This window comes from Colwellia sp. MB3u-8, from assembly GCF_014076985.1.
Classification (GTDB): Bacteria; Pseudomonadota; Gammaproteobacteria; order Enterobacterales; family Alteromonadaceae; genus Cognaticolwellia.
This window is the reverse complement of the sequence record NZ_JACGVA010000073.1, coordinates 188801-200620: the sequence shown is the minus strand read 5'-3', so window position 1 is coordinate 200620 and position 11820 is coordinate 188801. Positions and strand designations below refer to the sequence as shown.

Here is an 11820-nt window from a genome sequence, read left to right as displayed (position 1 = left end):
CTCTCCGGTATTTAACTCCGACAGGAGAGAGTGTGTGAAAGATTTACTTAAGTTTCTTAAGCAACAAAATCAAACAGAAGAGTTCGATGGTATTCGCATCGGACTAGCTTCACCTGACATGATTCGTTCATGGTCATTTGGTGAAGTAAAGAAACCTGAGACGATTAACTATCGTACTTTTAAGCCGGAACGTGATGGTTTGTTCTGTGCGCGTATTTTTGGCCCAGTTAAAGACTACGAATGTCTTTGTGGCAAATACAAACGCCTTAAGCACCGTGGTGTAATTTGTGAAAAATGTGGCGTTGAAGTTACATTAACTAAAGTTCGTCGTGACCGCATGGGTCATATCGAACTAGCAAGTCCAGTTGCCCATATTTGGTTCTTGAAGTCATTACCATCTCGTATCGGTCTATTATTAGACATGACGCTACGTGATATTGAGCGTGTGCTTTATTTTGAATCTTACGTTGTTACCGAACCTGGTATGACAACATTAGAGAAAAGCCAAATTCTAACTGAAGAAGAATATCTTGATGCGTTAGAAGAGCACGGTGACGAATTTGACGCCCTAATGGGTGCTGAAGCGGTACTTGCGTTATTACAACAGATTGATCTTGACGGTGAAGTCGCGCAAATGCGTGAAGAGCTACCTGAAATTGGCTCTGAAACAAAACGTAAAAAGATCACAAAACGTTTAAAATTGATGGAAGCATTCGCAGCATCAGGCAACAAGCCTGAGTGGATGATCATGAACGTTTTACCAATCTTACCACCAGACTTACGTCCTTTGGTACCATTGGATGGTGGCCGTTTTGCAACGTCTGATTTAAACGATTTATACCGTCGTGTAATCAACCGTAACAACCGTTTAAAACGTCTTCTAGACTTAGTAGCACCAGACATTATCGTACGTAACGAAAAACGTATGTTACAAGAGTCTGTTGATGCACTTCTTGATAACGGTCGTCGTGGTCGCGCCATTACCGGTTCTAACAAACGTCCTCTTAAATCTCTTGCCGATATGATTAAAGGTAAGCAAGGTCGTTTCCGTCAGAATCTATTGGGTAAACGTGTTGATTACTCTGGTCGTTCTGTAATTACTGTTGGTCCTACACTGCGTTTACACCAGTGTGGTTTACCGAAAAAAATGGCACTTGAATTATTCAAACCATTTATTTACGGTAAATTAGAAGCTCGTGGTTTAGCGACTACGATTAAAGCAGCTAAAAAATTAGTTGAACGTGAAGGCGCTGAAGTTTGGGATGTACTTGACGAAGTAATTCGTGAACATCCGGTTATGCTTAACCGTGCACCTACACTTCATAGATTGGGTATCCAAGCGTTTGAACCTGTACTAATTGAAGGTAAAGCGATTCATTTGCATCCATTAGTTTGTGCGGCCTATAACGCCGATTTCGATGGTGACCAAATGGCGGTACACGTACCGTTGACAATCGAAGCACAAATGGAAGCACGTACGTTGATGATGTCAACGAATAACGTACTTTCTCCAGCGAACGGTGATCCAATCATCGTACCATCACAGGATGTTGTATTAGGTTTATATTACCTAACGCGCGATCGTGTTAATGGTTTAGGTGAAGGTATGATTTTTACCGACATCAAAGAAGTTGAAAAAGCTTACCGTACAGGTTTTACTGAACTTCATGCCCGCGTGAAAGTTCGTATTACTGAACATGTTCGTAATAGCGATGGTGTACTTGAGCCGGTAACTAAGCTGCGCGATACTACTGTCGGTCGTGCGATCTTATGGCAAGTATGTCCAGACGGCATGCCTTATGATCTTATTGATCAGCCACTAGGTAAAAAGCCAATTTCAAAACTGATTAACCATGCGTACCGTAACTTAGGTCTTAAAGATACCGTTATCTTTGCTGACCAAATTATGTACACAGGTTTCCACTACGCGATGATCGCGGGTGCTTCAGTTGGTATCGACGACATGGTTATTCCAGCGGCGAAATACACCATCATCGAAGAGTCAGAAGAAGAAGTTAAAGAAATTCAAACTCAGTTCGAGCAAGGTCTTGTAACTCAGGGTGAAAAGTACAACAAAGTTATTGATATTTGGTCATCTGCCAACGAGAAAATCTCGAAAGCTATGATGGACAACTTATCAAAAGAAACTGTGATTAACCGTGATGGTGAGCCAGAAGAGCAAGACTCTTTCAACTCAATCTACATGATGGCCGATTCAGGTGCTCGTGGTAGTGCTGCGCAGATTCGTCAGCTTGCAGGTATGCGTGGTTTGATGGCGAAACCAGATGGCTCAATCATAGAAACGCCAATCACAGCTAACTTCCGTGAAGGTCTGAATGTATTACAATACTTCATCTCTACTCATGGTGCGCGTAAAGGTTTGGCTGATACGGCATTGAAAACAGCCAACTCGGGTTACTTAACTCGTCGTTTAGTTGATGTTGCACAAGATTTGGTTGTTACCGAACATGACTGTGGCACATTAGACGGGCTACAAATGACGCCATTGATTGAAGGTGGCGATGTTGTTGAACCGTTACGTGAACGTGTGCTGGGTCGTGTTGTAGCTGAAGATGTGGTTAGACCGGGTACCAATGAAGTTTTATTAGCTCGTAATACGCTAATTGACGAAGCTTTATGTGATTTCATTGAAGAAAATTCAATTGATCAAATGAAAGTACGTTCAATCATTACCTGTAAAACCGATTTTGGTATTTGTGCTCATTGTTACGGTCGTGATTTGGCTCGTGGACACATGATCAACCAAGGTGAAGCGATTGGCGTTGTGGCAGCACAATCTATCGGTGAACCCGGTACTCAGTTAACTATGCGTACGTTCCATATTGGTGGTGCAGCATCTCGTGCATCAGCAGAGAATAACGTACAGGTTAAGAATACAGGTACGCTGAAACTACAAAATGCTAAATTTGTAACTAACTCTGAAGATCACTTAGTGATTACTTCTCGTTCATCTGAGCTAACCGTAATTGATGAGCTTGGTCGCGAGAAAGAGCGTTATAAAGTACCTTACGGTACCATTCTTAATAAGAAAGATGGCGAAGTACTAAACTCAGGCGATATCATTGCCAACTGGGACCCGCATACGCATCCTATTATCACAGAAGTAGCCGGTAAGGTGCAATTCGTTGAGCTTATTGATGGCGTAACTATGGTTCGCCAAACTGATGATCTTACGGGTTTATCAAGTATTGTAGTCACGGACGTTGGTCAACGTAATACTGCGGGTAAAGAAATGCGCCCAGCAGTTAAATTGGTTGATGCTAAAGGCAACGATGTGATGATCGCTGGCACTGAAATTCCAGCGCAATACTTCTTACCCGGTAATGCAATTGTTAACCTAGAAGATGGTGCAGAAGTTGGGATCGGTGATGCGTTAGCGCGTATTCCTCAAGCGTCGTCGAAAACGCGTGATATTACGGGTGGTTTGCCACGTGTAGCTGATTTATTTGAAGCGCGTAAGCCAAAACTTCCAGCGATATTAGCTGAGAAGACAGGTATCATCGCCTTCGGTAAAGAAACTAAAGGTAAAGTGCGTTTATTAATCACACAACCCAGTGGTGAAGTATACGAAGAGATGATCCCTAAAATGCGTCAATTAAACGTGTTTGAAGGTGAATCTGTACTTAAAGGTGAAGTTATTGCCGATGGTCCAGAGTCTCCACATGATATCTTACGTTTACGTGGTGTGGCACCAGTAGCTAACTATATTGTTAACGAAGTACAAGAAGTGTACCGTTTGCAAGGTGTTAAGATTAACGATAAGCATATTGAAGTTATCGTGCGTCAAATGATCCGCAAGTGTGAGATCTTAGATGCCGGTGATAGTACCTTCCTTAAAGGCGAAGTCCTGGAAGTTGCCCGTGTCAATATCTCTAATCGTGAATTAGAAGCTGCAGGTAAACAACCCGCTGAATACGAAATGCAAATGATGGGTATTACTAAAGCATCATTAGCCACTGAGTCATTCATCTCGGCAGCCTCTTTCCAAGAAACGACGCGTGTACTGACTGAAGCAGCGGTAGCTGGTAAGAAAGATAAACTTCGTGGCTTAAAAGAGAATGTTATTGTTGGTCGCTTAATCCCAGCAGGTACAGGTTATTCTTATCATCAAGAACGTGCGCGTGCTAAAAACGCCGTTCCTGTAGAAGAAGTAACAGTATCAGCTGACGACGCAGCGCAAGCATTAACGGATGCTTTGAATGCAGATTTGTCTTCTTAGTCAATCGTATTGAAAAAGTGGTTAAAGCAGATGATTAACCTGTCTATTGCGAGTAAAGCTTGACAGGTTAAAGCTTGACCTATAGAATTCCGCGACCCTGTATTCCCTACTTTTAGGTATTGAATATGAGGTCGCGGATTTTCACGTTTATAAGGGTGTAAATTTCCCCATTGATTGGAATTTACACAAATTTAACTAATCGGGAGCTATTTAATGGCAACTATTAACCAATTAGTACGTAAACCACGTGTAAGACAAGTAACTAAAAGTAACGTACCAGCGTTACAAGCTTGTCCACAACGTCGTGGCGTATGTACTCGTGTGTATACAACTACACCAAAAAAACCTAACTCAGCATTACGTAAAGTAGCTCGTGTTCGTTTAACTAACGGCTTCGAAGTAACTTCATACATCGGTGGTGAAGGTCATAACTTACAAGAGCATAGTGTTATCTTGATTCGTGGTGGTCGTGTTAAAGATTTACCAGGTGTGCGTTACCACACCGTTCGTGGTGCACTTGATTGTTCAGGTGTAAGCGACAGAAGACAAGGCCGTTCTAAATACGGTGCTAAACGACCTAAATCTTAAGCTATTTTATTTCTTTAATTAGAGATAGAAAGCGTTAAGTAAGGCCAAATAAAATATTAAATTTTGGGTTATACCTGAAAAAAACGGAGAATTAAGATGCCAAGAAGACGCGTCGTAGGGCAACGTAAGATATTGCCAGATCCTAAGTTCCATAACGAACTTTTAGCAAAATTCATCAACATCCTTATGGTTGATGGTAAAAAATCTACTGCAGAAAAAATTGTTTACGGTGCATTAGACATTTTAACTGAGAAAAACACTGAGAAGACTCACCTTGAGTTATTCGAAACAGCGTTAGACAACATCCGCCCACAAGTGGAAGTAAAGTCTCGTCGTGTTGGTGGTTCTACTTACCAAGTTCCAGTTGAAGTTCGTCCTGTGCGTCGTAATGCACTAGCCATGCGTTGGTTAGTTGAAGCATCTCGTAAACGTGGTGAAAAATCAATGGCTCAGCGCCTAGCTAACGAAATGTTAGATGCGTCTGACAGCAAAGGTTCAGCGGTTAAGAAACGTGAAGACGTTCACCGTATGGCCGAAGCTAACAAAGCATTCGCTCACTACCGTTGGTAGGCACTATGAATTAGCAATATTTGCTGATTTTATAGTAACAAGCGTAATGCCGTGGTTATCACCGAATATCAGTATTGATATAAAGTGATAACCACAACTGTTTTATAATCTGAGATAAAGTCTCAGAAAGAGGAAGTAATTGTGGCACGTATAACCCCTATCGAGCGTTACCGAAATATTGGTATTTGTGCTCATGTCGATGCCGGTAAAACGACAACAACAGAAAGGGTACTTTTCTACACTGGTCGTTCACATAAGATCGGCGAAGTTCATAATGGCGCAGCTACTATGGACTGGATGGAGCAAGAGCAAGAGCGTGGTATAACCATAACTTCTGCGGCAACAACTTGTTTCTGGAAAGGCATGCAAGCCCAGTTTGAAGACCATCGCATTAATATCATCGACACCCCTGGTCACGTAGATTTTACGATTGAAGTAGAACGTTCATTACGTGTATTAGATGGTGCGGTATTAGTATTATGTGCTTCTTCAGGTGTTCAACCACAAACAGAGACTGTTTGGCGTCAAATGGAGAAATACTCTGTTCCACGGCTAGTTTTTGTTAATAAGATGGACCGCACTGGTGCAGACTTCTTATTAGTAGTTGAGCAACTTAATTCTCGCTTGAAAGCTAATGCAGTGCCCATTCATTTAGCAATCGGCGCTGAAGATGACTTTACTGGTGTTGTTGACTTGATCAAGATGAAAGCGATTAACTGGAACGAAAGTGACCAGGGTATGACTTTTACTTATGAAGACATCCCAGCAGAGATGCTAGAGCAAGCCGAACATTGGCATGAACATCTAGTCTCTGAAGCTGCAGAAGCCTCTGAAGAATTAATGGATAAATACCTTGAAGAAGGTGACTTATCCGAAGCAGAAATAAAATCTGCGCTGCGTACCCGTACGCTAAACAATGAAATTGTCCTTTGTGCTTGTGGTTCAGCTTTCAAAAACAAAGGCGTTCAAGCAGTACTTGATGCTGTTGTAGAATTTTTACCTTCGCCAACTGATGTTGAAGCGATAAAAGGTATTAATAACGACAAAAACGAAACTGAAGGTAGTCGCGAGGCTGATGATAAAGCACCATTTGCTGCTTTAGCATTTAAAATTGCCACTGACCCATTTGTCGGTACGTTAACGTTCTTTCGCGTATACTCAGGTGTAGTAAAAACTGGCGACAGTATATACAATCCTGTGAAAGGTAAAAAAGAGCGTTTAGGTCGTATTGTGCAAATGCATGCAAATGACCGTGAGGAAATTAAAGAAGTAAGAGCGGGCGATATAGCTGCGGCTATTGGTCTTAAAGATGTCACTACAGGTGATACTTTATGTGATGTGAATCACGTGATCACGCTCGAACGAATGGAATTTCCTGAACCCGTCATTTCTGTAGCAGTTGAGCCAAAAACTGTCGCCTCCCAAGAAAAAATGGGTGTGGCGTTAGGTAAGTTGGCCGCAGAAGATCCGTCATTTAGAGTAGTCTCTGATGAAGAAACGGGTCAAACCATCATTTCAGGTATGGGGGAATTACACCTCGATATTTTAGTTGAACGTATGAAACGTGAATTTGGCGTTGAATGTAATGTCGGTAATCCACAAGTGGCTTATCGCGAAACCATTCGTTCGACAGTTGAAGTGGAAGGTAAATTTGTTCGTCAATCAGGTGGTCGTGGTCAATTTGGTCATGTTTGGTTGAAAATGGAGCCCTTGCCAAAAGGCGAAGGCTTCGAGTTTGTTAATGAAATTGTCGGTGGTAGTGTTCCAAAAGAATTTATCCCCTCAGTTGAGCAAGGTTGTAGAGAGCAAATGGACAGTGGTGTGTTAGCGGGTTACCCGTTATTAGACATCAAAGTCACGCTTTACGATGGCTCTTTTCATGACGTTGACTCAAACGAAATGGCGTTTAAAGTCGCTGCATCAATGGGTTTTAGACAAGGGGCGCTAAAAGCGTCACCGGTAATTCTTGAGCCAATGATGAAAGTTGAAGTTATTACGCCAGACGCAAACATGGGTGATGTTGTTGGTGACTTAAACCGTCGCCGTGGCATGATCGATGGCATGGACGAAGGTCCAGCTGGTTCGAAGATAGTGAATGCATTTGTGCCGCTATCTGAAATGTTTGGTTACGCTACTGCATTGCGTAGTGCAACTCAAGGTCGCGCATCATACTCAATGGAGTTTCACGAATACAGTGAAGCACCAAAGGCTGTTGCCGACAAAATAATTGAATCTTAGTAAGGCTTTTTGAAAGTCTGGCTCGGTCTTTTGGCCGGGCTTTTAATAAACTTTAAGGTAATTGAAAAATGGCTAAAGCAAAATTTGAACGTTTAAAACCGCATGTTAACGTTGGTACTATTGGTCACGTCGATCACGGTAAAACAACTTTAACAGCTGCTATCTCTGCAGTATTAACTAAAGTTCACGGTGGTGAAGTTAAAGATTTCGCACAAATCGATAACGCTCCTGAAGAACGTGAACGTGGTATTACCATTAATACTTCTCACATTGAGTATGATACAGCTGCACGTCACTACGCGCACGTAGATTGTCCTGGTCACGCCGATTACATCAAAAACATGATCACCGGTGCTGCACAAATGGATGGCGCTATCTTAGTAGTTGCTGCTACAGATGGTCCTATGCCACAAACACGTGAGCACATCTTGTTGTCACGTCAAGTTGGCGTACCTTTCATCATAGTATTCATGAACAAATGTGATGTTGTTGATGATGATGAATTATTAGAATTAGTAGAAATGGAAGTTCGTGAACTTCTTTCTGAATATGACTTCCCAGGTGATGATTTACCGGTAATTCAAGGTTCAGCACTTGGCGCTCTTCAAGGCGACGAGAAATGGGAAGCGAAAGTAATTGAACTTGCTGATGCATTAGATAACTACATTCCAGAGCCAGAGCGTGCAATCGACGGAGCATTCATCATGCCTATCGAAGATGTATTCTCAATTTCAGGTCGTGGTACGGTTGTAACAGGTCGTGTTGAACGCGGTATTGTTAAAATCGGCGATGCAGTTGAAGTTGTTGGTATTCGTGATACACAAACATCTACTTGTACCGGTGTTGAAATGTTCCGTAAGTTACTTGACGAAGGTCGTGCTGGCGAGAACTGTGGTGTTCTTCTTCGTGGTCTTAAGCGTGAAGACGTTGAACGTGGTCAAGTACTATGTAAGCCTGGTTCAATTTCTCCTCATACTAAGTTTGAGTCAGAAGTATATGTACTAAGCAAAGATGAAGGTGGTCGTCATACGCCATTCTTTAAAGGCTACCGTCCACAGTTTTACTTCCGTACAACGGATATTACTGGTGCAGTAGAGCTTCCTGAAGGTGTTGAAATGGTAATGCCAGGCGACAACTTGAAGTTTGTTGTAGAGCTTATCAACCCAGTAGCGATGGACGAAGGTTTACGCTTCGCTATCCGTGAAGGTGGTCGTACCGTTGGTGCTGGTGTTGTATCTAAAATTATCGCTTAATTTTAGAAGACATTAACACGATAAAAAAAAGACGCTTAGGCGTCTTTTTTTGTCGCTGAGTTATAGTGAATTGGCAATAGGTCAATAGTTGTTGGTCTGGTATCTGCTGTTACCTTACCGAATCATTGCTTGATTATAGTACAGATTAAAATGATAAAAAAAAGCCGCTTAGGTGCCTTTTTTGTTTTGTAGCTGAGTTATAGTGAAGTGTAAATAGCTCAACAGTTGCTAGTGTAGTATCTACTGCTACCTTAACGAATTGTCGCTTAATTTTAAAAGACATTAACACGATAAAAAAAGACGCTTAGGCGTCTTTTTTTATCGCTGAGTTATAGTGAATTGGCAATAGGTCAATAGTTCTTGGTCTGGTATCTGCTGTTACCTTAACGAATCATTGCTTGATTATAGTAAAGATTAAAATGATAAAAAAAGCCGCTTAGGTGCCTTTTTTGTTTTGTAGCTGAGTTATAGTGAAATGGAAATAGGGCAATATTTGCTAGTGTCGTATCTATCAATGCCTTCAAAAATCATAGGTAGGTATAGTTAGTGTTGACTTATCAGCTTTACTTTCATCACAAAGCTAATGTGGTGATGAGAATAATGCTGAAACAAGTAACTTTATCAGAAAGTAAGCCTCTAAGTAGTTTGTTAACCGCGGCATGAATTTACACCACGGCGGTGTTGAGTCTGTAAGAGAGTTTTCGCCTAGGCTAAACGTTAAATTGGTTGACCACTTTTGACAATGAATTAGCTTGATCAGATAAACTGGCCAGACTAGTTTTCATCGTTGTGGAGACATCAACAGTATCGTCAGTTAACACTCTGACGTTCTCAATGTTTTTCGATACTTCTTCGGCGACATTGGCTTGTTGTTCGACTGCATGGGCTACTTCAAACGTTTGACTCTGAAACTGACCAATAACCTCAGCAATATCAGCTAATACTTGCTGTACTTGGTGTGTTAGCTGGACACTGTTTTCTGCCTGCAGGCAACTAGACTCCATCACTGCTACTGCATTTAACGCGGTTGCTTGTAGCTCTTCAATGATGCGTTGGATATTGGCGGTAGATTCTTGTGTACGTGACGCCAGGGTACGAACTTCGTCTGCAACAACAGCAAAGCCTCGGCCTTGTTCTCCGGCTCTAGCTGCTTCAATGGCTGCGTTTAACGCCAATAAATTTGTTTGTTCAGCGATACTGCGTATCACGGTGACAACATCACCAATGGTTTGCGTGCCTGTTTTTAGCTGTTGCACAACTTGTGATGCATCATCAACATTATTTGAAAGTTGTTGAATGCCAATGGTAGCTTGTTTAACGACGCCAGAGCCTAACGCTACTTTCTCTTCAGCTCTCGTCACCAATTGTTTTGAATAATTTGTGTTGTTAGATATGTCGATGCTTGATTGAGCTAATTCGGTGGCTGCGGTGGCTACAAGATCTATTTCTCGTTTTTGCGCTTCAACAATATGAACTGTTTTTTTGCCGATTTTCTCTGCGGCGTCACTTGAAGCTGACACTTCTTTAGTAATAATGATAGTTTGACTGACCAGTTGTTGAATTGAATCAACAAAGAGATTGAATTCATCAACCAACTTGCCAATTTCATCATTCTTTAATGGCGCTATTCTTTGGGTTAAATCACCATCGCCATCGGCAATGTCTTTCATAGCATTTCTAAGGCTTGTTATGCGATTAACGAAAGGTAATACGCTTAGCCAAACCACAATAGCAATCATAATAATAATCGCGATAACAATAGCCACAGAAGACCTAAAAGCTGCTTCGACCGGCTTTGATATGAGTTGCTCAGGGACCAGAAAGCCAAGTTTCCAATTCATTAGCGGATATTCACTTTTCACTTGATTAAAAACGACTTGATAGTCTATGCCTCGCAGAGATACCTGCGTAATGCCACTATCGTTCTGCACAAGGGTCGCTTGCAATTGTGAAAAGCCCGATGTGTTTGAGAATTGGTTATCTACACTGGCCATAGAGTCTCCAGGTTTGAAGTTATCATCAAAGCCAGGGAAGAAGACTAATTTTCCTGTGCCTGTCATTAAGAAGGCTTCTCCTTCGTTTTTATATTTAATAGGGGCGAGTAAATCACGTCCTATGGTGGTAATTAAAATGTCCATACCGCCAATACCTAATAATTGTCCACTGGGTAAATAGTAGGGTGAAGTAATAGTGGCTGAAATGGAACCGTCATTATTGTCTACTGCGGGTTCAGTAACATACATTGTAGCCGCGCTAAGACTGCTTGACCACCAAGGCCGCTGATTGGTGAAATATTTCTCATCGTCATAACGACCATTTAAGTCGAAATATTCATGGGTATTTTCGCTACCAAAAAATACACTTTTTATCGCGGGATCTTTTTCTGAGAAGTATTTAAAATAACGAGTCACATCTTGGTATTGCTTATTATCACTGATATTGGAAAGTCGTTTATCGTAATTATTAAACCAATCAATAACCAAGGGGTTAGAAAATACACTATGATTTATTTGGCCTTTTGCGACAAAAAATTCTTTCACTTTGTTTGATTGTAAAGTAACAATGTTCTCTATATCAGAGATAAGTTGCTCTCTGGTATTATCACTAACATTGGATAGAATAAAGAATGAGGTAATGACCAGTAGTATGGCAACTGCACTTGATATGGTAATCACCAATTGGCGCATTATAGATCGACTAAAAAAATTGAACATACTATTTTATACCTATTTGATGAATCTTATTATTAAGAGGGTAAATTGTACTAACATCAGTAACAACGTCAGTAATAACAAATGGATGAAACATTCATAAAACATCAGCACTTAAAGAAAATAGTATCATGTGCTTTATCTGATGGCTAGATTTCCGCGCGCTTGCTGAGGATGTTTTAGGCAATAAAAAAGGATGCCGAAGCATCCTTTTATAAAA

6 protein-coding genes are annotated in these 11820 nt (G+C 41.3%); 5 read left to right on the top strand and 1 reads right to left on the bottom strand.

The window, feature by feature from the left end; all coding sequences use genetic code 11:
• Positions 1 to 34 precede the first annotated feature (34 nt).
• The 5 genes from rpoC (at position 35) to tuf (ending at position 8889) form a co-directional block, all read left to right on the top strand.
• The gene (gene rpoC / locus H4J54_RS17800; protein WP_182192303.1) at positions 35 to 4240 is read left to right on the top strand and encodes a DNA-directed RNA polymerase subunit beta'; all 4206 of its coding nucleotides are present in this window, start codon (positions 35 to 37) and stop codon (positions 4238 to 4240) included.
• Positions 4241 to 4453: 213 nt separating this feature from the next.
• On the top strand, positions 4454 to 4828 hold the full coding sequence (rpsL, locus tag H4J54_RS17795; RefSeq protein ID WP_011045492.1) for a 30S ribosomal protein S12: 375 nt from the start codon (positions 4454 to 4456) through the stop codon (positions 4826 to 4828).
• Between the two features lie 96 nt (positions 4829 to 4924).
• The gene (gene rpsG, locus H4J54_RS17790) at positions 4925 to 5398 is read left to right on the top strand and encodes a 30S ribosomal protein S7 (protein ID WP_182192302.1); all 474 of its coding nucleotides are present in this window, start codon (positions 4925 to 4927) and stop codon (positions 5396 to 5398) included.
• A gap of 141 nt (positions 5399 to 5539) precedes the next feature.
• Positions 5540 to 7636, top strand: a complete 2097-nt coding sequence (fusA, locus tag H4J54_RS17785) for an elongation factor G (RefSeq protein WP_182192301.1) — start codon at positions 5540 to 5542, stop codon at positions 7634 to 7636.
• Between the two features lie 68 nt (positions 7637 to 7704).
• On the top strand, positions 7705 to 8889 hold the full coding sequence (gene tuf / locus H4J54_RS17780; protein WP_146877790.1) for an elongation factor Tu: 1185 nt from the start codon (positions 7705 to 7707) through the stop codon (positions 8887 to 8889).
• 710 nt (positions 8890 to 9599) lie between these two features.
• On the opposite strand, the gene H4J54_RS17775 is transcribed toward tuf, so the two are convergent.
• On the bottom strand, positions 9600 to 11603 hold the full coding sequence (locus tag H4J54_RS17775; protein ID WP_182192300.1) for a methyl-accepting chemotaxis protein: 2004 nt from the start codon (positions 11601 to 11603) through the stop codon (positions 9600 to 9602).
• Positions 11604 to 11820: the final 217 nt, after the last annotated feature.